Source organism: Pseudomonas sp. R45(2017), from assembly GCF_002112305.1.
Lineage (GTDB): Bacteria > Pseudomonadota > Gammaproteobacteria > Pseudomonadales > Pseudomonadaceae > Aquipseudomonas > Aquipseudomonas paraglycinae.
In genome coordinates this window covers 123,269-145,361 of the sequence record NZ_NEHH01000004.1, presented here as the reverse complement: position 1 = coordinate 145,361, position 22,093 = coordinate 123,269, and the positions used below count along the sequence as shown (strand labels likewise).

General features: G+C 60.8%; 22 protein-coding genes. 13 read left to right on the top strand and 9 right to left on the bottom strand.

The window, feature by feature from the left end; genetic code table 11:
• Positions 1-5 precede the first annotated feature (5 nt).
• From CAF74_RS10760 to CAF74_RS10750, 3 genes are read left to right on the top strand one after another with little or no spacing between them, the layout of a single operon-like run.
• A complete protein-coding gene (locus CAF74_RS10760; protein WP_085746568.1) occupies positions 6-1,814 on the top strand; it encodes an ATP-binding protein in 1,809 nt (602 codons plus the stop codon).
• Complete coding sequence (locus CAF74_RS10755; protein ID WP_007952638.1) at positions 1,811-3,199, top strand: sigma-54 dependent transcriptional regulator; 1,389 nt, start codon at positions 1,811-1,813, stop codon at positions 3,197-3,199. The genes CAF74_RS10760 and CAF74_RS10755 overlap by 4 nt, the downstream gene beginning before the upstream one ends.
• A gap of 40 nt (positions 3,200-3,239) precedes the next feature.
• Positions 3,240-3,695 (top strand): YiiD C-terminal domain-containing protein, encoded by a 456-nt coding sequence (locus CAF74_RS10750; protein ID WP_085746353.1) that lies wholly within the window; start codon positions 3,240-3,242, stop codon positions 3,693-3,695.
• Positions 3,696-3,708: 13 nt separating this feature from the next.
• Here the strand turns inward: CAF74_RS10750 and cysQ are convergent, their stop codons facing one another.
• Both cysQ and nudE read right to left on the bottom strand, forming a co-directional pair.
• Positions 3,709-4,542, bottom strand: coding sequence for a 3'(2'),5'-bisphosphate nucleotidase CysQ (gene cysQ / locus CAF74_RS10745; protein WP_085746567.1), 834 nt, complete (start codon positions 4,540-4,542; stop codon positions 3,709-3,711).
• 5 nt (positions 4,543-4,547) lie between these two features.
• Positions 4,548-5,114 (bottom strand): ADP compounds hydrolase NudE, encoded by a 567-nt coding sequence (nudE, locus tag CAF74_RS10740; RefSeq protein ID WP_085746352.1) that lies wholly within the window; start codon positions 5,112-5,114, stop codon positions 4,548-4,550.
• Positions 5,115-5,202: 88 nt separating this feature from the next.
• Between nudE and yrfG the strand changes: the two genes are divergently transcribed.
• Positions 5,203-5,865, top strand: a complete 663-nt coding sequence (gene yrfG / locus CAF74_RS10735; RefSeq protein ID WP_085746351.1) for a GMP/IMP nucleotidase — start codon at positions 5,203-5,205, stop codon at positions 5,863-5,865.
• Between the two features lie 93 nt (positions 5,866-5,958).
• Here the strand turns inward: yrfG and lysM are convergent, their stop codons facing one another.
• Positions 5,959-6,399, bottom strand: coding sequence for a peptidoglycan-binding protein LysM (lysM, locus tag CAF74_RS10730; protein ID WP_039764611.1), 441 nt, complete (start codon positions 6,397-6,399; stop codon positions 5,959-5,961).
• Positions 6,400-6,536: 137 nt separating this feature from the next.
• Between lysM and CAF74_RS10725 the strand changes: the two genes are divergently transcribed.
• From CAF74_RS10725 to CAF74_RS10710, 4 genes are all read left to right on the top strand, one after another.
• Entirely contained in the window at positions 6,537-7,424 is an 888-nt protein-coding gene (locus CAF74_RS10725; protein WP_085746350.1) for a LysR family transcriptional regulator, read from the top strand.
• Positions 7,425-7,516: 92 nt separating this feature from the next.
• On the top strand, positions 7,517-8,356 hold the full coding sequence (fdhD, locus tag CAF74_RS10720) for a formate dehydrogenase accessory sulfurtransferase FdhD (protein ID WP_085746349.1): 840 nt from the start codon (positions 7,517-7,519) through the stop codon (positions 8,354-8,356).
• Entirely contained in the window at positions 8,353-10,701 is a 2,349-nt protein-coding gene (locus tag CAF74_RS10715) for an FdhF/YdeP family oxidoreductase (RefSeq protein WP_085746348.1), read from the top strand. Before fdhD ends, CAF74_RS10715 begins: the two co-directional genes overlap by 4 nt.
• Before the next feature lie 288 nt (positions 10,702-10,989).
• Positions 10,990-11,469 (top strand): YMGG-like glycine zipper-containing protein, encoded by a 480-nt coding sequence (locus CAF74_RS10710; RefSeq protein ID WP_011331978.1) that lies wholly within the window; start codon positions 10,990-10,992, stop codon positions 11,467-11,469.
• A 65-nt stretch (positions 11,470-11,534) separates the two neighbouring features.
• On the opposite strand, the gene CAF74_RS10705 is transcribed toward CAF74_RS10710, so the two are convergent.
• From CAF74_RS10705 to CAF74_RS10690, 4 genes are all read right to left on the bottom strand, one after another.
• On the bottom strand, positions 11,535-11,966 hold the full coding sequence (locus tag CAF74_RS10705) for a thioesterase family protein (protein ID WP_085746347.1): 432 nt from the start codon (positions 11,964-11,966) through the stop codon (positions 11,535-11,537).
• Between the two features lie 31 nt (positions 11,967-11,997).
• Positions 11,998-13,221: a 3-hydroxyacyl-CoA dehydrogenase gene (locus tag CAF74_RS10700; protein ID WP_085746346.1), complete on the bottom strand. Its 1,224-nt coding sequence runs from the start codon at positions 13,219-13,221 to the stop codon at positions 11,998-12,000.
• A 109-nt stretch (positions 13,222-13,330) separates the two neighbouring features.
• Positions 13,331-15,259, bottom strand: a complete 1,929-nt coding sequence (locus tag CAF74_RS10695) for an ATP-dependent DNA helicase RecQ (RefSeq protein WP_085746345.1) — start codon at positions 15,257-15,259, stop codon at positions 13,331-13,333.
• 152 nt (positions 15,260-15,411) lie between these two features.
• Entirely contained in the window at positions 15,412-15,915 is a 504-nt protein-coding gene (locus tag CAF74_RS10690) for a hypothetical protein (RefSeq protein ID WP_007952668.1), read from the bottom strand.
• A gap of 304 nt (positions 15,916-16,219) precedes the next feature.
• Here CAF74_RS10690 and CAF74_RS10685 point away from each other — a divergent pair, with 304 nt between their 5' ends.
• The 5 genes from CAF74_RS10685 to CAF74_RS10665 all read left to right on the top strand — a co-directional run bounded on the left by CAF74_RS10685 (position 16,220) and on the right by CAF74_RS10665 (position 19,251).
• Entirely contained in the window at positions 16,220-16,501 is a 282-nt protein-coding gene (locus CAF74_RS10685) for a hypothetical protein (protein WP_085746344.1), read from the top strand.
• A gap of 102 nt (positions 16,502-16,603) precedes the next feature.
• Entirely contained in the window at positions 16,604-17,731 is a 1,128-nt protein-coding gene (locus tag CAF74_RS10680; protein ID WP_085746343.1) for a hypothetical protein, read from the top strand.
• Positions 17,732-18,078: 347 nt separating this feature from the next.
• Positions 18,079-18,378, top strand: coding sequence for a hypothetical protein (locus tag CAF74_RS10675; protein WP_007952679.1), 300 nt, complete (start codon positions 18,079-18,081; stop codon positions 18,376-18,378).
• Between the two features lie 157 nt (positions 18,379-18,535).
• Positions 18,536-18,979, top strand: coding sequence for a hypothetical protein (locus CAF74_RS10670; protein WP_085746566.1), 444 nt, complete (start codon positions 18,536-18,538; stop codon positions 18,977-18,979).
• On the top strand, positions 18,979-19,251 hold the full coding sequence (locus CAF74_RS10665; RefSeq protein WP_085608617.1) for a type II toxin-antitoxin system RelE/ParE family toxin: 273 nt from the start codon (positions 18,979-18,981) through the stop codon (positions 19,249-19,251). The genes CAF74_RS10670 and CAF74_RS10665 overlap by 1 nt, the downstream gene beginning before the upstream one ends.
• Positions 19,252-19,425: 174 nt before the next feature.
• On the opposite strand, the gene CAF74_RS10660 is transcribed toward CAF74_RS10665, so the two are convergent.
• Together CAF74_RS10660 and hslO are read right to left on the bottom strand one after the other, a co-directional pair.
• Entirely contained in the window at positions 19,426-20,967 is a 1,542-nt protein-coding gene (locus CAF74_RS10660; RefSeq protein WP_007952682.1) for a phosphoenolpyruvate carboxykinase, read from the bottom strand.
• A 181-nt stretch (positions 20,968-21,148) separates the two neighbouring features.
• Complete coding sequence (hslO, locus tag CAF74_RS10655; protein WP_085608616.1) at positions 21,149-22,051, bottom strand: Hsp33 family molecular chaperone HslO; 903 nt, start codon at positions 22,049-22,051, stop codon at positions 21,149-21,151.
• Positions 22,052-22,093: the final 42 nt, after the last annotated feature.

The window sequence follows — 22,093 nt, the reverse complement described above, 5'->3', positions numbered from 1 at the left end:
TGCTCATGACTCCGACTCTTCCCCGTCGCCCCCGCTGGCGCAGCCTCGCCCTGCTGGCCCTGTGTCTGGCTCCGCTGCTGTGGCCGCTGGAGCATCTCGCCGAGCGCTATTACCGCAGCGAACTGGCCGGCCAGAACCGCCAGACCCTCGACCTCTACGTCGCCAACCTGCTGGGCACCCTGCATCGCTATGAAGTACTGCCGCAAATCCTCGGCGACCTGCCGGCCCTGCGCGCGGTGCTCGGGGCGCCGGACGACGGTGTCACCCAGGGCAACGCCAACCGCCTGTTGAAGAACATCGCTGCGCAGACCGGCGCCGAAGTCATGTACCTGATGGACACCAACGGTCAGACGCTCGCTGCATCGAACTGGGACAAGCACGACAGCTTCGTCGGGCGCAATTTCTCTTTCCGGCCGTACTTCAGCGAAGCGATGGCCGGCCGCCTCGGGCGCTTCTTCGGGTTGGGCACCACTTCCGCCAAACGCGGCTATTTCTTCGCCGCAGCGGTGCGCAACGGCGAAAAAATCATCGGCGTACTGGTGATCAAGGTTGACCTCGACCACACCGAAAGCCTGTGGGGCAAAACCCCGGAACAACTGCTGGTGACCGACCACAACGGCGTGGTCATCCTCACCTCGCGCCCGGAATGGCGCTTTCGCGCGACCCGCACCCTGAGTGATGCCGAGCGCGCGGCGATCACCGCGATCCAGCCCTACCCGACCCGCGAGCCACGCCCGCTGAACCTGAGCCCGACCGCGTGGTTGCCGCAAACCCAGGAGATCGCGGAAACCGGCTGGAGCGTGAGCATTCTTGCCCCGCGTACCTTGATCGACCGACCGGTGCGCACGGTGGTGGCGATCGGCGGCGCCACCTTGCTGGTAGTCATGTTGTTGCTGGGCCTGATGATGCAGCGTCGTCGTCATTACCTGGAACGGATCGCCTTCGAAGCCAAGGCCCGGCGGGAACTTGAGGGCCGGGTTGCCGAACGCACCAGCGATCTCGAAGGCCTCAACCGGCGCCTCAAGCAAGAGGTGCTGGAACGCGAACAGGCCCAGCAGGAACTGGTGCGCGCCCAGGACGATCTGGTGCAGGCCGGCAAACTGTCGGCGCTGGGGACGATGTCGGCGAGCATCAGCCACGAACTCAACCAGCCACTGGCGGCGATCCGCAGCTACGCCGAAAACGCCGAAGTGCTGCTCGACCACGAACGCACCGAAGACGCCCGAGGCAACCTCAAACTGATCAGCGAGCTGACCGGGCGCATGGCCTCGATCATCGCTCACCTGCGCGCCTTCGCTCGTCGCGACCGCCACGCCCCGGAAAGTGTCGCCCTGCAACCGGCGCTGGACGACGCACTCGCCTTGCTGGCCAAACGTCGCCGGAGCATGGATGTCGAGCTGATCCGCGACTTGCCCGCCGCAACATTGTGGGTCGAAGCCGGGGAAACCCGACTGCGCCAGGTGCTGGGCAACCTGCTGGCCAACGCTCTCGATGCCCTGACCGAGAAAGGCCCGCCGCGTAAATTGTGGCTGAGTGCCGAATCCACCGATGACGGCGTCAACCTGTACATTCGCGACAATGGCCCGGGTTTCTGCATGGAAGCCCTGGGCCGTGCCAGCGAACCGTTTTACACGACCAAGACCCGCACTCAAGGCCTGGGTCTGGGGTTGGCCATTTGCGAAACCCTGATGCGCGCCTTCGGCGGTGAACTGTCGTTCGCCAACCACAAGCAAGGTGGCGCCTTGATCACCCTGCGGCTGCGCGCCGGCGCGCCCGGGGTCAGCCTGCAACCGTCCGAGGATCGAAGCGCATGACCATCGACAACCGCATTCAGGTGGTGCTGATCGACGACGACCCGCACCTGCGTCAGGCCCTCGGCCAGACTCTGGATCTGGCCGGCCTGAAAATTCTCCCGCTGTCCGAAGCCAAGGGCCTGGCCGCGCAACTGGAGCGCGACTGGCCGGGCGTGGTGGTCAGCGACATCCGCATGCCCGGCATGGATGGCCTGGAGCTGCTGAGCGAACTGCACGCTCAGGATCCGGAATTGCCGGTGCTGCTGATCACCGGCCACGGCGACGTGCCACTGGCCGTGCAGGCCATGCGCGCCGGTGCCTATGACTTTCTGGAAAAACCTTTCGCCAGCGACGCCCTGCTCGACAGCGTGCGCCGCGCCCTGGCCCTGCGGCGTCTGGTGCTGGACAACCGCAGCCTGCGCATGGCCCTGAGTGATCGCAACGAACTGAGCGCGCGGCTGGTCGGCCAGTCCGCGCCGATGTCACGCCTGCGCGAGCAGATCGGCGCGCTGGCGGCGACCAAGGCCGACGTGCTGATCCTCGGCGAAACCGGCGCCGGCAAGGAAGTCGTCGCCCGCGCCCTGCACGATCTGTCGAGCCGGCGTAACGGCCCGTTCGTGGCGATCAACGCCGGCGCGCTGGCCGAATCGGTGGTCGAAAGCGAATTGTTCGGCCATGAGCCCGGCGCCTTCACCGGCGCGCAAAAGCGCCGGATCGGCAAGTTCGAATTTGCCAATGGCGGCACGTTGTTCCTCGATGAAATCGAGAGCATGAGCATGGACGTGCAGGTCAAACTGCTGCGCATGCTGCAGGAGCGCGTGGTCGAGCGTCTGGGCGGCAATCAGTTGATCCCGCTGGACATCCGCGTCATCGCCGCCACCAAGGAAGACCTGCGCCAGGCCGCGGATCAGGGGCGATTCCGGGCGGACTTGTATTACCGCCTCAATGTGGCGCCGCTGCGCATTCCACCACTGCGTGAACGGGGCGAAGACGCGTTGATGCTGTTCCAGCATTACGCCGACGAAGCCAGCGCCCGCCATGGTCTGCCACCGCATGAACTGCAACCGGCGCAACGGGCGTTGCTGCTGCGGCACTCATGGCCGGGCAACGTGCGGGAATTGCAGAACGCGGCGGAGCGTTTTGCCCTCGGTCTGGAACTGGCACTGGACAACACGCAGCCCGATGGCAGCCCCGGCACCACCGTCGAAATCACGGCGGGCGGGCTCAGCGAGCAAGTGGAAAACTTCGAGAAATCCCTGATCGCCGCCGAACTGGCCCGTTCTCACGGTTCCGTGCGCAGTCTCGCCGAAGCCCTGGGCATTCCGCGCAAGACCCTGCACGACAAACTGCGCAAGCACGGTCTGAATTTCGCTGGCAGCGGCGGCCATTCCGACGAATCCGAATGAAGCACGCTCAATTCACTTTTCTGCCGCAAGAGGTCCGGGCATGAAGCACGACAGTCGTTATCTGGAATCGGTCCTTCACCACGATATCCCACTGACCCGGGACATAGGCCTCAAGGTGCTCGACTGGCAGGAACAGCAACTGCGCCTGCATCTGCCGCTGGACGCCAACGTCAATCACAAGAGCACCATGTTCGGTGGCAGCCTGTATTGCGGCGCGGTGCTGGCCGGCTGGGGCTGGCTGCATTTGCGTTTGAAAGAGGAAGGCATCGAAGACGGGCACATCGTGATTCAGGAAGGGCAGATCAGTTATCCACTGCCTGTGACCGGCGATGCCATTGCGATCTGCCCGTCACCGAGTGCAACGCAGTGGAAGAAATTTCTGGCGATGTATCAGCGTTACGGACGGGCGCGATTGACTCTGCATACGCGGGTCATCAATGCCGGTAGCGATGAGTATGCAGTGACCTTCAGCGGGCAGTACGTCCTGCACCGCTGAAGACTGAGCGCGCTTACGAGCGGGCGAGTTCGAGCAGCTTCGCCCGCCATGCTGCTTTCGCCGGCAACGCCAGGAAGAAACTGTTCAACAAAGACTCCCGAGCTGGATAACAGAACGCTGCGCCACTCAGATCGAGCACTTCACCGCCCGCCCCTTCCAGAACGCCCTGCGCCGCCGCCGTGTCCCACTGCGAAGTCGGCGCCAGACGCGGGTAGCAATCGGCAGCACCTTCGGCCAGCAGACAGAACTTCAGCGAACTGCCGATGTTGGCCAGTTGCAACTCTCCAAGGCTGGCACTCAATCCGGCGAGCAAGCGTTCCTGCTCCGGGCTCGAATGACGGCGGCTGGCAACCACGGTAAACGCTTCGCCAGGTCCCGGCACGTCACGAACCTGAATTGCCACCGGCGTGCCGCCCGTGTCGCCGCGCCAGGCACCAAGCCCGGCTCCGCCGACGTAGAAGCGACCGTTGGTCGGCATCGTCACCACACCGAACACCACCCGGCCGTTCTCGATCAGCGCGATGTTGACGGTGAACTCTTCGCTGCCGCTGATGAACTCCTTGGTGCCATCCAGCGGGTCCACCAGCCACCAGCGCTGCCAGCCGGCGCGCACGCTCTGCGGGATGTTGGCGTCCTCTTCGGACAGCACCGGAATGCTCGGATCCAGCGCTGTCAGGCCGGCCACGATCACGTGATGCGCGGCCATGTCCGCCGCCGTCACCGGCGAATCATCGGACTTGGCGGTGACGGCCACACCGGCACGCCAGAACGGCAGGATCGCCTCGCCGGCCCGCAGTGCCAGCTCGACCACCGGCGCCATCAACGGATGGGGAAAATTCATCGATATCTCACTCATGCCTGAAAAAATCCGCGCTGGGTAAGCAGGTCGCGGGTCAGGTATAACGCCGCCAGGGCGCGGCCCTCACTGAAATTCGGATTCTGCGCCAGCGCCGACAGTTCCCGCAGGTTGACCTTGTCCACACGCATCGGCTCGGGCTCATCGCCTTCGAGGCGCTCTTCGTACAAATCGGTGGCCAGCACCACCTGAATTTTCTGGCTCATGTAACCGGGGGACAACGACAGCTCGGTCAGATGCTCCAGTTGTCGCGCGCCATAACCGGCTTCTTCCTTGAGTTCGCGTTCGGCGGCAGCCAGCACGTCTTCGCCGGGTTCGATCAGGCCTTTGGGCAGCGACAGTTCATATTCGTCGGTGCCGCCGCAGTATTCCTCGACCAGCACCGCGTGCTCGGCATCGAGCATCGCTACTATCATCACCGCGCCATAGCCGGCGCCCTTGCCGACCAGTCGCTCGTAGGTACGTTCAACGCCGTTGGAGAAACGCAGCTTCAGCTCTTCGACGCAGAACAGCCGGCTGGTGGCGACGATCTCGCGGGCAAGTACGGTGGGTTTCTGGCGCATGCAAAGCTCCTTGGCGTGAACGCGCTACTATAACGCGGCTTTTCCGATTGTTTGCGTCGGATATCTTTCTACCGTTCGAGACGTTGCCATGCCTTCATTACCGTGGTCCGACATCGATACCGTTCTGCTGGACATGGACGGAACGTTGCTCGACCTGCACTTTGACAACCACTTCTGGCTGGAACACCTGCCGCAGCGCTACGCCGAACTGCACGGCGTGAGCCGGGCGATGGCGGAAATGGAATTGCAGCCGCTGTTCGAGCGCCATGCCGGTCAGTTGCAGTGGTACTGCCTGGACTTCTGGAGCGCGGAGCTGAAGCTGTCGGTGCGTGAACTGAAACTGGAAACCGCCCACCTGATCGCCCTGCGTCCGGACGCCGACACCTTTCTGGAAGCGATCAAACGAGCCGGCAAACGCGTGGTGATGATCACCAACGCGCACCGCGATTCACTGTCGCTGAAACTGGAACGAATCGAACTGGCGCCGTACTTTGAAAGGCTGATCAGCTCTCACGATTACGGTTTTCCCAAGGAGAATCCGCAGTTCTGGGACGCGTTGCAGGCCGATATCGGTTTTGACCCGGCACGCAGCCTGTTCATCGACGACACCTTGCCGATCCTGCGCAGTGCGCGGAATTTCGGCGTGACGCATTTGTTGGCCGTGAAGGAGCCGGACAGCCGCAAAGGGCCGAAGGACACCGGGGAGTTTGCGGCGGTCGAGGATTATCGGGATTTGATTGCGGGCCTGTAGACCGCATCGTCCCCATCGCGAGCAGGCTCGCTCCCACAACTGAAATGCATTCCAATGTGGGAGCGAGCCTGCTCGCGATAGCGGTATCTGCGGTTACTCGGGAATACGCAGCGTCTGCCCCGGATAAATCTTGTCCGGGTGTGACAGCAGTGGCTTGTTGGCCTCGAAGATCTTGTTGTACTGGTTGGCGTTGCCATACACCGCCAGGGAAATTGCGCTGAGGGTGTCGCCCTTCTTCACGACCACAAAACGCGCCGCCGCCACAACCGGCCCGGTCACGGTGATCTGGTCATCGACGCTGCCGACACCGGCAATGTTGCCCACTGCCAGAAGAATCTTCTCTTTCTCTTCCTGGCTCGCCACTTCACCGGTGACCGTCACCTTGTCACCGTCCACGGTCGCCTGAACATTCGGGTTACCCAACCCGACCTTGCTGATGTGCTCCTTCAATTGCTCGCTGGCATTGGCGTTGCCAGGGGTCAACAGGTCTAGCAACTTCTCACCGGCCTCTTTCACAAAGCTCAAAAGACTCATCGCGCACACTCCTTGATTTAAGTTCCAGACGCCCAAGCCTAGACCACCCTGGACAAACCCGGTTGCGGCCCGACCAATGACCCTGCCCCCGCGCAAGCGGTAGAATCGCCCACCCTTGCCAGCGCCCCGGAGCGAAGATGGACATCAAGCAGCTGAAATTCCTCATCGCCCTCGACGAAACCCGCCATTTCGGCCAGGCCGCCGCCCGCTGCCACATCACCCAGCCGACCCTGTCGATGCGCCTGCGCAGCCTCGAAGAAGAACTCGACCTGCCATTGGTCAACCGTGGCCAGCGTTTCGAAGGCTTTACCGCGCCGGGCGAACGGGTGCTGGCCTGGGCGCGCACGGTACTGGCGGCCTACGACGGCTTGCAGGCGGAAGCGGCGGCCTGTCGCGGCAATCTGATCGGCACCCTGCGCCTGGGCGTGGTGCCGTTGTCGAGTTTCGATGCGCTGCCGTTGATGCAGCGCCTGCACGCGCAACACCCGAACCTGCGCTTCGAGCTGTCCTCGCTGAGCTCGGAACAGGTTCTGGAGCAACTGGCGAACAATCGCATCGACATTGGCGTGTCCTACCTGGACCGCCTCGACGGCGAGCGGTTTGAATCCCTGGCGTTCAGTGAAACGCAGATGGGCCTGCTCTACGACCAGCGGTTCTTCAGCTTTGGCGAAGCGCCGCTGAGTTGGGAATCACTGATCGAACTGCCCCTGGGCATGCTCACCAGTGGCATGCACTTTCGCCAGTCCATCGACCATAACTTCCACAGTCGCGGCCTGACCCCACAGCCATTGCTGCAAACCGACGCCGTTCACCAATTGTTGCAAGCGGTGCACGGCGGGCTGTGCTGCGCGGTGATGCCACTCGATGGCGGCCTGGAAAACCTCACGGATAACCTGCGCCTGCAACCCATCGAAAACGCCCAGACCCTTGCCCGACTAGGGCTGATCATGCGTCGCGGCGCCCCACGATCGGCGTTGGCCGAGGCCTGTTTCGCGCTCTATCAAAAATCACCAGCGGAGGCTTGATCGACGGAATCTATCGAAGGATCGACACTAGCGATTAGACGCGACATCTTGCCGCGCCTAGTCTTAACGTTGATCAATCCGTCGGTGATGCCATGAACGCCAAGCGCCCGGCCTGCGCGGCGCCTGCTCTCGAAACGCCCGCGCCAGCCGCCAGTCAGACCTACAGCTACAGCGATCTCCCCCTCGCGGAATCGGCCAGCACCGCGCTGGCCGAAGAAGTCGCGTTGGCGATTGCCTACAACGGCATCAGTCAGGCCGTGATGCTGGTGACGCCGACCGACCTTGAAGACTTCATCGTCGGTTTCAGCCTCGGCAGCGGCATCATCGAAGACGCCTCGGACATCTACGACCTGCAACTGACCGGCTCGGGCTCGGCGCAATACGCGCAAGTGACCATCGCCAACCGCGCTTTCTGGAACCTCAAACAGCAGCGTCGGCAACTGGCCGGCACCAGCGGTTGCGGGTTGTGCGGCGTGGAAGCGGTAGAGCAGGCGCTGCCTGACCTCAAGGTTTTACCCGGCGCCCCCTTGCCGCCCATCGAATGGCTCGACGGTCTGCGCCAGCACATCGGCGCTTTTCAGCCGCTCGGCCAGCATTGCGGTGCGGTGCACGCGGCGGTGTTCATGAACGCCAGCGGTGAATTGCTGCTGGGCCGCGAAGACATCGGCCGGCACAACGCCCTCGACAAGCTGATTGGCGGTCTGATCCGGCAAAAGATATCCACAGCCGGCGGCCTGGCAATTGTCACCAGCCGTTGCAGCCTCGAATTGATCCAGAAAGTCCTGCGGGCCGGGATTCAGACCCTGGTCAGCCTGTCCGCGCCCACCGGCCTCGCCGTGCAATGGGCCCGACGCCATAACCTCAATCTCATTCACCTGCCGCAGAAAAACGCGCCGCGGGTGTATAGCCCAGAAATGGAGAAACACCCGTGAGCCAACATCATCAAGCCGACCAGAAACCCGTTCCGCGCTACAAGCCTTACAAGGGCCCGGCCGGTGGCTGGGGCGCCCTGATCAGCGTGGCCCAGGCCTGGTTGACCAGCGACAACGCCCTGAAAAACCTGCGCATGATGCTCAAGACCAACCAGAACGGCGGCTTCGACTGCCCGGGCTGCGCCTGGGGCGACTCGCCGGAAAGCGGCATGGTCAAATTCTGCGAGAACGGCGCCAAGGCGGTGAACTGGGAAGCGACCAAGCGCCGGGTGGACGGCAAATTCTTCGCCAAGCACAGCGTCACCGCGTTGCTCGAACAGAGCGACTACTGGCTCGAATATCAGGGTCGCCTGACCGAGCCAGTGGTGTATGACGCCGAAACCGATCGCTACAAGCCGATCAGCTGGGACGATGCCTACGCGCTGATCGGCAAACACCTGCGAGCGCTGTCGAGTCCGGATCAGGCCGAGTTCTACACCTCCGGCCGCGCCAGCAATGAAGCGGCGTACCTGTATCAACTGTTCGTGCGCGCCTTCGGCACCAACAACTTCCCCGACTGCTCGAACATGTGCCACGAGGCCAGCGGCGTGGCGCTGGCGCAGAGTGTCGGCGTCGGCAAAGGCACCGTGACCTTCGACGATTTCGAACACGCCGACGCGATTTTCGTCTGGGGCCAGAACCCGGGCACCAACCACCCGCGCATGCTCGAACCCCTGCGTGAAGCGGTGAAACGCGGCGCTCAGGTGGTGTGCATCAACCCGCTGAAAGAGCGGGGTCTGGAACGCTTCCAGCATCCACAGCACCCGATCGAAATGCTCACCAACGGCGACAAGCCGACCAACACCGCGTATTTCCGCCCGGCGCTGGGCGGCGACATGGCGGTGCTGCGCGGCATGGCCAAGTTCCTGCTGCAATGGGAACGCGAGGCGCAGAAGGCCGGCGCACCGGCGGTGTTCGATCACGACTTCCTCAATGAACACAGCGTCAACGTGCTGGAATACCTCGGCGTCGTCGATGACACGCCGTGGGAGCAGATCGTCGCGCAATCCGGCCTGACCCTGGTGGAAATCGAGCAAGCGGCGCGCATGTACGCCAAAGGCAAGAACGTGATCATGTGCTGGGCGATGGGCATCACCCAGCATCGTCACTCGGTGCCGACCATCCAGGAAATCGCCAACCTGATGCTGCTGCGCGGCAACATCGGCAAACCCGGCGCCGGTCTGTGCCCGGTGCGTGGCCACAGTAACGTGCAGGGCGACCGCACCATGGGCATCAACGAGCGTCCGCCGGTGGCGTTCCTCGATTCCCTCGAGCGTCGCTTCCAGTTCAAGGTTCCACGTCACAACGGGCACAACGTGGTCGAAGCGATTCATGCGATGGCCGAAGGTCGCGCCAAGGTGTTCATCGGTCTGGGCGGCAACTTCGCCCAGGCCACGCCGGACAGCCCGCGCACCTTCCAGGCCCTGAGCAACTGCGACCTGACTGTGCAGATCAGCACCAAGCTCAACCGCAGCCACCTGGCTCACGGCAAGGACGCGTTGATCCTGCCGTGCCTGGGCCGTACCGACATCGATATCCAGACCGAAGGCCCGCAGGCCGTCACCGTGGAAGACTCGTTCAGCATGGTGCACGCCTCAAACGGTCAGTTGCAGCCGCTGTCGAGCCAGATGCGCTCGGAGCCGTCGATTATCGCCGGCATTGCCGCCGCGACCCTGGGCAGCAAACCGGTGGACTGGAACTGGCTGGTGGCCGACTACCGGCGTATCCGCGAACTGATCGCCGACACCATCCCGGGCTTCAAGGATTTCAACGAGAAGGTCAAGAACCCGGGTGGTTTCTACCTCGGCAACAGCGCCGGCGCGCGCAAGTGGAACACCACGTCGGGTCGGGCCAACTTCAAACCGAACATGCTGCCCAAGGATCTGATCCACGAACGCACCCGCGCCACCGGCAAACTGCCGGACCTGATCCTGCAATCGATGCGTTCCCACGATCAGTACAACACCACGATTTATGGTCTCGACGACCGCTATCGCGGGGTGAAGGGGCAACGTGATGTGCTGTTCGCCAACGAGGCGGACATCATTCGCCTGGGCTTCAAACCGGGGCAGAAGGCTGACATCGTGTCGCTGTGGGACGATGGTCGTGAGCGTCGGGTGAAGGGCTTCACGCTGCTGGCGTTCGATATTCCGGCGGGGCAGGCGGCGGCTTATTACCCAGAGGTGAACCCGTTGGTGCCGCTGGAAAGCACCGGCGATGGCAGCCATACGCCGACGTCGAAATTCATCGCTATCCGGTTGGAAGCGGCGAGTGAGACGGGGCTGATCATGGCCAAGTCGGCCTGATTCTGATCGCTCCCACGCTCTGCGTGGGAGCGAAGCCGTGGACGCTCCGCGTCCGAAAGTCAGACTCGATAGATCTCGCCGACACTTTTCAAACGCCCACAAAAAAGGCCGCTTTGTGATCAAAGCGGCCTGTCCGAAGTAGATAAAGACCGGCGAAAAACCGTTAAGTTCCGCCCAAAAATCAGCAACTTGCAGAATTGTATACAGGTCGTGCTATTCGTCGGATTTCGATTGTCACGCCCATTCCAGAGCCTCAGGATCGCGCCGTCATCCCTTTGAGGCTCCTCTATGAAGTTCTCCTCGATTCTCTTGTTGTCCCTTGGCCTGGTCAGTGGCTTCGCTTCTGCCGGAGGCACCACCGAAGCAGGTGTGGGCGGCGCATTGGGCGGGGTTCTTGGCTCGGTCGTCGGTCAATCGTTAGGCGGCAGTACAGGTTCAACCATTGGCGCAGCCCTGGGCGGCGCGGGTGGTAGTGCGGTGGGCGCCGACAAGCGCAGCCGTGGCGAAGCAGCCATCGGTGGTGCGCTGGGCGCAGCCGGCGGCAACGTGGTCGGCCGCAGCATGGGCGGCACCACCGGCAGCCTGATCGGCGCAGCAGCCGGCGGCGGCGCGGGTGGCGCGCTGGGCAACTACATGGGCAACAAGAGCGATGACGATGATCGTCATTACGATCGTCGCCATGATGATCGTCGCTACTACCGTGACCGTCACCCAGGTCGTGGCCATGCCTATGGCCATCGCAAGCACCACCGCTACTATCGCGACTGAGGCCTGGCCTCGTTAGCTGATACCCCCAGATCGCAGCTCCCCCGGGCTGCGATTTTTTTTGTCCGTCACACCGTCAGGCGTTCCAGCGCTTCGCGCAATCGGGCCGGAATCGACACCGGCTGATTGGATGCCCGGTCGACGAATACATGCACGAAGCGCCCGGCGGCACAGGCTTCCTGTTCTCCTTCCTTGAACACCGCCAGTTCGTATTGCACCGAACTGTTGCCCAGCTTGCCGACCCGCAGGCCAATCTCGATTCGATCCGGAAAAGCGATCGACGCGAAGTAGTCGCAGGACGAACTCACCACAAATCCCACCACCTCGCCGTCATGGATATCCAGCCCTCCGACCTGGATCAGGTAGGTGTTCACCGCCGTGTCGAAGAAGCTGTAATAGGTAACGTTGTTGACGTGACCGTAGGCGTCGTTGTCATGCCAGCGCGTGGTGATCGGCTGGAAGTGTGGGTAATTGCTGCGTTGCGGCATCGGGTTGGACATCAGTGTCGATTCCTGAAGTGATCTGCTCAGTCTAAAGATAAAAACCCTTGCCGCGCGCCGCCAGCTCGCCGATCAATTGTGCCGGCCGCCAGTGATCACCCTGCCGGGTCTCCAGCGCCAGCAATCGCTTGTGAATATCGGCCAGCCCCTGATCGTCCGCCCAGGCCATCGGCCCGCCCCGCTCCGCCGGGAAGCCATAGCCATTCAGATAGACCTGATCGATGTCATGCGCCGACTCGGCAATCCCTTCCTGCAGGATCTTCGCGCCCTCGTTGACCAACGCCAGCAGGCATCGCTCAAGGATCTCCTCCGAGCCGATATCCCGCCGATGAAATCCCAACCCTTCGCTGACACTCAACACCAGCGCATCGACCTCGGGATCATGCTCGGCCTGACGACTGCCCGGCTCGTAGTGGTAATAACCGTTGCCGGACTTCTGACCGAAGCGACCCTGTTCGCACAAGCGGTTATCCACCTGAACCTCGGGCGCGTCCTGCCCCTTGCCGGCGAGCTCGCGGGCACGCCACTCGAGATCGATGCCGACCACGTCGTACATGCGAAACGGCCCCATGGCGAAACCGAAACTCTGCAACGCCGCATCGACCTGATGCGGATACGCCCCTTCGAGCAACATCTTGCGCGCTTCGAGCACATACGGATGCAGCATGCGGTTGCCGATAAAACCGTGGCAGTTACCCGACACCACACTGACCTTGCCCATGCGCTTGCCCAGCTCAAGCGCAGCCTCAAGCACAGCCGGTGATGTCTGCGCGCCACGGACTATTTCCAGCAACTTCATGATGTGCGCCGGGCTGAAGAAATGCAGGCCCAGCACTTGAGTCGGACGCCGTGTCGCGGCGGCAATGGCGTCGATGTCCAGCGCCGAGGTATTGCTCGCCAGCAGCGCTTCGGGCTTCAGCACGCCATCGAGCTCGCGGAAGATCTTCTGCTTGAGCTCAAGATTCTCGTACACCGCTTCGATCACCAGGTCGACATTGCGGATCGCCACATAGTCTGGCGCCGCACTGATACGGGCAATCCGCGCATCGGCCTCGGCCTGGTCGATCCGTCCCTGTCGCACGTTGTGCGCGTAGGTATCGGCCACGGTGGCCAGCGCCTGCTCGAGCATCTGTGGATTGTTATCGACCCACTGCACCGACACGCCGGCGTTGGCCAGGCACATGACGATGCCGCGGCCCATGGTGCCGGCGCCGATCACGGCGGCCTGCTGAATAGCGAAGGATGTCTGGCTCATGTTGTTCTCTTGTTGGCGATCCGAAGACAGCCATCACCATAGTCAGCCACCGGGCATTTTTGAAGTTCATTGCCGTGATGATCGACATTCACCAGATGGATTCGAGACCTCACAGATGCGCCTGAGCCCAGGCCCGAACCTCCGCGTAGGGATATTCTTCCAGCGCCGCAAACCCGGAAATGGCCCGGGCCTTTAGCTTGGTAAACAACGGTACGCTGATTCCGCACAGGAACCGGGTCAACCGCTCCGCCGACGGAGCGCTGCCAGCGTGCTGCTGGTGCCTGTGGATAAATTCTCCACACAACTCCGTAAAGTTTTTATCCACAAGCGCCGGCAATTCCGGCGGCGCCGGCAGCCGGGCGACTTGCCCGTGACACACCGAGCAATGTCCGCACTGCTGCGGTGCATTGTGATCGCCAAAATATTCGGCCAGCCGATATCCGAGGCATCGCTCGGTGGCGAACAGCTCGAGCATGGCGTGAATCCGCGCCACTTCGGTTTGCTCATGGCGGGTGAAATAGTCATGCAGTTCAGCGCTCAGGGCCTGGCTGTCGAAATCGCTGCGCTGGACGTTGTAGACCTCGGTCATTTGCTTGCTCTCAAGCTCGACCCAGCCCTTCTCCTGAAAGTAATCCAGCGCCTTCACCACCCGGTTGCGCTCGGCGGAATACTGCTCGTACATCGCCTCGAAATTCACCGTGGCCCAGGTGCGTGCGCGGCTTGAGGTCTGGATGATCGCGGCGACGAAATCCCTCCGTTCACCTTCGAAACGCTCAAGCAACGCCTCGGGTTCCAGCAGGTATTTGAAGCGATACTCGGCGTAGTACGCGTAGCGCGGGGCAATCAGTCCTCGCAGCTCCAGTTGCACCAGCAACGTCTTCAAAGGCAACGAACGAATGTTGCTCTGGTCCGCCAGCGGCCCGAGCAGAAATTCCCATTGGCCTTCGGGCGCGGCGGCCTGCAACTCGTCGAGCACATGACGAATGCCGTCCTGTTCCGGCGTGTCGCCATACACGAAGTTTTCCAGCACGTTGAGGCTGTCGCGGTTGGCCAGCACCAGGCAGTCGGAGGGCTGCCCGTCACGTCCGGCGCGGCCGATTTCCTGGCTGTAGTTTTCGATGGATTTGGGCAGGTCGAAATGCACCACGTTGCGGATGTCGCTCTTGTCGATGCCCATGCCGAAGGCAATGGTGGCGACGATGCAATTGGACTGCCCGCCCATGAAGCGCTTCTGGATCCCGTCCCGTTGCTCATGGGGCAAACCGGCGTGATAAGCCTCGGCCTGAATGCCATTGCGCTCAAGATGTTCGGCAATCTGCTCGGCGGTTTTCTGCAGCGTGACGTAGACGATGCTCGGCTGCCCCGCGCGCTCGCTCATCCACTCCACCAGCCGTCGGCGCTTGTCCTGCCCACGCACCGGCTCGACCAGCAGATTGAGGTTGGGTCGATAGAAACCGGTGGTCACCACATCTTCTGCCGCGATGGCGAATTTCGCCTGCATGTCGGCGATCACTTTCGGCGTTGCCGTGGCAGTCAGCAGCAGGGTTTGCGGGATGTTGAACTGGCGCTGGTAGTCCGGCAGTTTGAGGTAGTCGGGGCGGAAGTTGTGGCCCCATTCGGAAATGCAGTGCGCCTCATCCACCACCAGCAGCGAGATCGGCACCTGCTGCAAAAAATTGCGAAAGCGCTCGTTCTTCAAGCGCTCCACGGAAATCATCAGGATCTTCAGTTCGCCGGAACGGGCACGTGCCATCACATCATTGGCATCTTCGCGGCTCTGCGCCGAATCGATGCTGCCTGCCGAAATCCCGTGTCGTCGCAAAAACTCGAGCTGATCCTGCATCAGCGCCAGCAGCGGCGAGACCACCAGCGTCAGGTGTGGCAACAAGAGCGCCGGCACCTGGTAACAAAGGGACTTGCCGGAGCCGGTGGGAAATATCGCGGCGGCCGAACGCCCGGCGAGAACGGCGCTGATCGCAGTCTCCTGGCCGGGTCGAAACTGTGGATAACCGAAAACCTGTTCCAGGGTGTTGTGCATTCGCTGTCACTCCGTTGACCGCTGTGATGCCAACAGCCTAGCGGGCGATCGCAGCGCGTCGAGAAAAGGTCGGGGTCAAATCGATACGGGATGATACCCGACGACCTCCAGCCTTTGGCCAACGTCGTGACGGCGGGACTGTGACGGCGGGACTACGGCTGCAACACCGCCACTCGCAATTGCTCGTTCAATAGTTGCTCGTGCACGCCCTGGCTTTTGCTGGCCCACAGTGCATGGGCCGGGCTGATATCACCAGTGAATGCCGCCGCCAACTGACGCAGGTCGGCGACACTGCGCACCCGAGGACAGAACGCTTGCTCGTCGCAGTTCTGGCTGGCGTTGCGATAGGTGGTGAGCAAACGATCCCATAGGCCGTCACGCACCTGGCGGATCGACTTGAGCTGCACATGCGGCACGCCCAGACGTTGTTTCAGCCCGGACTCATCCAGGCCTTCGCTGGCCAGCAGTGCCTTGCCGAACATCAGCACTTCGGCGCGGGACGCCGTGTCGATGCTGGCCTGGGTCGTGAGTGCGTCCGGCCATTCGGTGCGCTCCACTTGCGTGAGCACCAGCCCATTGCCCGCCTCGGAGGCCAACGCCAAACGACAACCACTGGCCCATAGCAAAACGATCGAGGCCATTCGTAGCCACTGCATACCTAATTCCCTTTAAGTCTGTGTCGGACGTTTGGAAACACCCCACGGATTCTGGCGCGCACCATACAGATCTTTAACGGGAATCGCCCGACAAACACGTAGGAAATTTCGCCCATCAGGGTTTGGCTGTGAAAAAGCCGCAAAAACGCGTAGGGCAAATGCCCGAACCCCGGAAAAACCCCTACGAATTCTGTCCATTGTGGCTGTCTTGTCCCACTCGACGGCGCCCTTCTATAGTGGCCGGCGCGACTGAAAACACTGTGTCGGCCCGCCGAAGCGACTTCGTAAAGGACACACCTCAATCATGAACATGTTCACACCGCTGAATACTCGTTTTCGCCCTCTCAAGACCTGCGACGGCGACAACCCGGTCATGGTCATCGACACCGCAGCATCACCGGGTGATTTGCTCAATGCCGCCGATCAACGCCTGCGTGCCGCCAGTGATCTGCTGGAAACTCTTTACTGCCTGTGTTTCAAACAAGCCGACGTGAAAGATATCCCCAACATCGTCAATGCGCTTTATTTGTTGACGCAGGACGGCTGTGACTTGTTGGAAGTTGCCAGACAACGAATAAATAGTTAAAGCCAGCTGACCAACTTACAAAGCTCGCAACAACCCATCACTTCCATTACAACAAAGATCGGAACTAGCCTGTTTGCTCTTACATCAACCAAGAGCAACAACATGACTACGCTGACTATTTTCTTTTGCGGTACGGGTTCGACAAAGTTTGATGACACCCACGAAAACTATTGGGACGGTGAATTGGTTTCCACACTTGCCTCTCATCACGTTGGCCGCGAGTTCGCCGAATGGATCGTGGTCGATGGCCCCGGCACCAGCAACCTGCAAGCTGATGAACTGTTCACAAAATCCAAGGACTACGGCCTCAGCGGTACCTTGTTCGGCAAGGGTTGGGAGGAAAACGTCCTGCACGCGATGAACATCATCAAAGGCAAGTGCGACTGGCAGCGCGAAAAACTGACAGAGGCGGAATACAACCGCCTAAAAGCCGCCGGCATTCCGATTGAAGATGTAAAAGTCGAAGGTTCCTGGCTGTGGCGCAAATATAACTATGGCGATCGCAGCGTCACGCAACAGAAGTTACAGGAACAGATTATTAAAACCTTTCGCAAGGACGGTGTTATTCCAACAAAAGTCAATCTGGTGGGCTGGAGCCGCGGCGGTATCAGTTGCCATATGCTGGCCAATGCCATGTTCAACGACAGTGCACTGAAAAACATTCCAGTGAATATCTTTGCCATCGACCCGGTACCAGGTATTGGCAACTTTCAGGACCAACGGGTAAAGCTCAACAGCAACGTAAAAGAATATGTGGGTTTCTATGCGCGGGATGAGCGCTCCAAGGGCTTCAGTTGCGTCATCCCGCAAACCGCGACCGGCACCAAGACCAGCATCTTCCCCATGCCCGGCCGTCACGCCACCCTGGTCGGCAACGCCTCCGCCGACGGCAACAGTGGTCCAAAAGTGCTGGCCGAACCCGGCCTCATCGTCCGCCACTTTGCCGAGGTCTGCCTGAAACGCTGGGGCACCGCCCTCGACAAAAACCTCAACCTCACCGACGCCGACCTGCGCAACCATGCCGCCACCATCGTCAACGCGGCAGCGAAATACAAGGCGATGGAGAAGTGCTCCTACACCTGGTTCACCGAGCTGGATCAGGGCGAACGGTACGTTTCGCTGGGGAGCAAAGGCGTTCCGTTTTCCACGGTGAAAGGCACGATCTACAGCCCGGCGACCGGGCTGACCACGAGTGTGCTGGATGTTGAGGGGTATCGGGCGATTCGTTGAAAACCGTGATTGAACTGTAGGAACGGCCTGCCGGAATCTGCATCCCGTTCCTACACGCAGCGGCGCCTTGTCTTCTATCGGCGCCAGTGGGCTGAAACCTATAGTTGTGACTGTCGCTGCCAATTCAGCGACTCGGGCTTGGTCACCCGAATGGATCATGCATTCGCGTCCGCTGTATGCTGCCGGCACTCAATTGCCAGCAGCGTTATGGTGGCTGTGTTTGGGACGCTTTCGAGCGTGCCGGGTATGTGCATGATCCTCACCGGTTGACCAACCCGAACACAGTCGCCTCCAGTCGCTTGGTCACGATGTGGTGGCTTCATTCGAAGCAATTGAGGATCTAAAAAATGAAATCATGGAACGAGCTCCACTCCGATCGCTACCGCCCACTCGACTCCAACCTCACCGACACCAAGCCCCTCGTCATCGACACCGAAGCCAACCCGCAAGACATCCTCGAATGCGCCGTCCAGCGCCTGCGCGCCTCAAGCGACCTGCTGCAAACCCTCTACTGCCTCTGCTTCAAACACGCCGACGTAGAAGACATCCCGCACATCACGCACGCGCTCTACCTTCTCACCAAAGACGGCTATGACCTGCTCCAGGTCGCCCAGCAACGAATGCTCAACTGGAAAGCGCCGGCCTGACGAATTCCTCGGCAGGCGTGTTCACAGCTAGAACTGTCTGCCCCTATCTCGAACACTGACGCTGACATCTCCGGCGCGAAACTTAAGGATCAGAATTTTGCAAACTATTATTGATTGCGTACGATGGGAGCCATTGTTCAACCAAGGGCTTGCCTTCATGACCACTGAAACCATTGATCACAGCACTCTCACGCGGCTGTTTGAGAACGGTTCGATCAGTAGCGCACATATCGTCGCCAAACCCGGTGGCTGGTCGATTCAGATTCAGCAAGGAAGCAAAGAATACTCATTGACCGCACAACGCAGTGGCCAGGTACGTATGTTCAAGCGGCTTGAAACACTGGTGACCTACCTGCAAGGAGTGGGCATCAATCACTTCGATGTGGACGCCTCCAGTTACGACCCCCTACAGATAAAAACCTATGCTCGCCCTGATCGCGCCGAAGCGATGAAACAAGCTCATGAAGCAGCTGCGTATGAAGAATGGGTCAAGCAACAGGTACAAATCAGCATTGATGACCCAAGACCCAGCGTCAGCGATGAAGACGCTCGCAGGATATTTGCCGCCAAACGGGATGCCCTTCGTCAGCGAGCACGTTGATGAGGTTGGTCTGGCGCCAAGAAGCGCTGGATGACCGAGACAACATCATGGAGCGTATCAGCCAGGAAAATCCCGTTGCAGCGATTGAACTCGATGAGGCCTTCGAACTGAAAGGAGAAAGCGCTCGCCAGCACCCAGCCCTGTACCGAAAAGGTATCGCGGAAGGTACCCGCGAAATCGTCGTCACTCCAAACTACGTCATCATCTACGCAATCAAAGTTGATGTTGTGGAAGTACTACGAGTGCTGCATACCAGACGGCAATGGCCATGATGGCTGGAGAGAAAATGCTCAGGGGATTCGCGGCTCCTTAAGTAGCATTATTCTGGCTCTTTAACACGGATTGTGCGGGAATAATGGCAGTTGATCTGACAATGAGATCCAACCCGTCACCCACAAAAAAGCCGCCCTCAAGAGGCGGCTTTTTCATTCGCTACAAACCCAACCTTACAACTTAGGCCCGGCAGCCTTGATCGCGTCGCTCACTTCGAACTTTTTGAAGTTCTCGATGAACAGACCGGCCAGTGCTTTGGCAGCTTCGTCGTACGCAGCCTTGTCAGCCCAGGTGTTGCGTGGGTTGAGCAGGTTGGTTTCGACGCCCGGTACGGCCAGTGGCACGTCCAGGTTGATGGTGTCCAGGTGCTCGGTGGCTGCACCGATCAGCGCGCCGCTCTGGATCGCTGCGATCACTGCACGAGTGGTCGGGATGTTGAAGCGTTTGCCGACGCCGTAGCCGCCGCCGGTCCAGCCGGTGTTGACCAGGTAGACCTTGGAGCCGAAGCCGCGGATGCGCTTGATCAGCAGTTCAGCGTATTCGCCGGCCGGACGCGGGAAGAACGGTGCGCCGAAGCAGGTGGAGAAGGTCGACTTGATGCCGCTGCCCGAACCCATTTCAGTCGAGCCCACCAGAGCGGTGTAGCCGGACAGGAAGTGGTAGGCCGCTTGTTCTTCGTTGAGGATCGACACTGGCGGCAGGACGCCGGTCAGGTCGCAGGTCAGGAAGATCACAGCGTTTGGCTCGCCGCCCAGGTTCTTCTCGGAACGCTTGGCAACGTGCTCCAGCGGGTAGGCCGCGCGGCTGTTCTGGGTCAGGCTGACATCGGCGTAGTCGGCGTGCTTGGCGTCGTCGATCACGACGTTTTCCAGTACCGCGCCGTGCTTGATGGCTTTCCAGATGACCGGCTCGTTCTTCTCGGACAAGTCGATGCACTTGGCGTAGCAACCGCCTTCGATGTTGAAGACAACGCCTTCGCCCCAGCCGTGCTCGTCGTCACCGATCAGGTAACGGCTTTCGTCGGCGGACAGAGTGGTCTTGCCGGTGCCCGACAGACCGAAGAACAGGGTCACGTCGCCTTCTTCGCCGATGTTGGCAGCGCAGTGCATTGGCAGCACGTCAGCGGCCGGCAGCAGGAAGTTCTGCACGGAGAACATGGCTTTCTTCATTTCACCGGCGTAACGCATGCCGGCGATCAGCACTTTCTTCTGGGCGAAGTTGATGATCACGCAACCGTCGGAGTTGGTGCCGTCACGCTCTGGCACGCACTCGAAGTTGGCGACGTTCAGCACTTGCCACTCTTCGCGACCGGCCGGGTTGTACTGGGCCGGGTTGATGAACAGGCAACGACCGAACAGGTTCTGCCAGGCAGTCTGGGTGGTCATCTTCACGGCCAGGTAGTGATCTTCGGCCGCGCCTACATGCACGTGGGAAACGAAATGCTCTTGCGCGTTGTTGAATGCTTCAACACGAGCCCACAGCGCGTCGAACTTGTCGGCCGGGAACTTGCGGTTGATCGGGCCCCAGGCAATGGCAGCCTGGGTGGAAGGCTCTTCGACGATGAAACGGTCGACTGGCGAACGGCCGGTGCGGTGACCGGTGCGAACAACCAGAGCGCCGGTATCGGCAAGCTCGCCTTCACCGCGGTTCAGGGCTTCTTTTACCAGATCATCAACACTCAGATCGGTGTACACGGCGTTATTGGCTTGCGTCATGAGGTTCCCCGTCGGCCAGTGGCCGAGTGTGCTCCAAACGTTTTGTAGTAGAAAGTCGTGCACTACTACCGCGAAAAAAGTGGGCCGGATTATGCCAGAAAAGCCCAAAAAGAGTAGGGCCCTCCCGTCGTAACGGCGTAATTCCGTCGTTGAGCAGTGAATTTACCTGCGCTGAACCGTTTTAGTGCCGGGTATCTGACGGCGTCTCAACGCCCGCTCCAGCGAACAATTGAGCGATATCTGCCGCATCGAACAGGTAGCGCTGGTTGCAGAACTGGCAATCGATCTCGACTTTTCCACCTTGCTCGGCCACGAGCGCCTGCGCATCTTCCAGCCCCAGGCTGACCAGTGCATTGCCCGAACGCTCGCGGGAGCAGCTGCAGTGGAAGCGCAGTTTCTGCACATCGAACAGACGAACCTGCTCTTCATGGTAGAGGCGATGCAGAACCGTTTCGTTGTCCAGGCTCAACAGTTCATCAGCGGTCAGGGTGTTGCCCAGCGCGGTGATGTGCTGCCAGCTGGCTGCGCGTTCTTCTTCGTCTTTCAGGCGATCGGCCGGCAGTTGCTGCAGCAGCAGACCACGGGCACGACGGCCATCGGCGCACAGCTTGAAGCGAGTGCCAACCTGTTGGGACATGACGAAATAGTTGGTGAAACAGTCGGACAGGGTTTCGCCGTCGAGGTCGACGATGCCCTGGTAACGCTGGCCGGCGATCGGGTCGACGGTCAAGGCCAGGACACCGTTCGGCATTAGATCACCGAGGGTCGCGTCGGCAGGAATCTGCTCGGCGTGATAGCGCGCCAGGCCGCGGATTTCGCGCTCGCTGGAGCATTCGATCATCAGCAGCGGAATCGGGCCTTCGGAACGGGCCTGAAGAATCAGCAGGCCATCGAATTTCAGGGTGCCCACCAGCAACGAGGCGGCAGCCATCAGTTCGCCCAGCAATTGCGCAACCGGCTCCGGGTACGGGTGCTTGGCGAGCACTTCGGCATAGCTGCGCTCCAGCGACACCAGTTCGCCGCGCGTGTCGCTGTCATCGAAGATGAAGCGTTGGGTGTAATCGGTATCGAGGAAATCGGTCATAGGTCTGGGTATCTGAATGTGATGACAAAATGGTTACAAAGA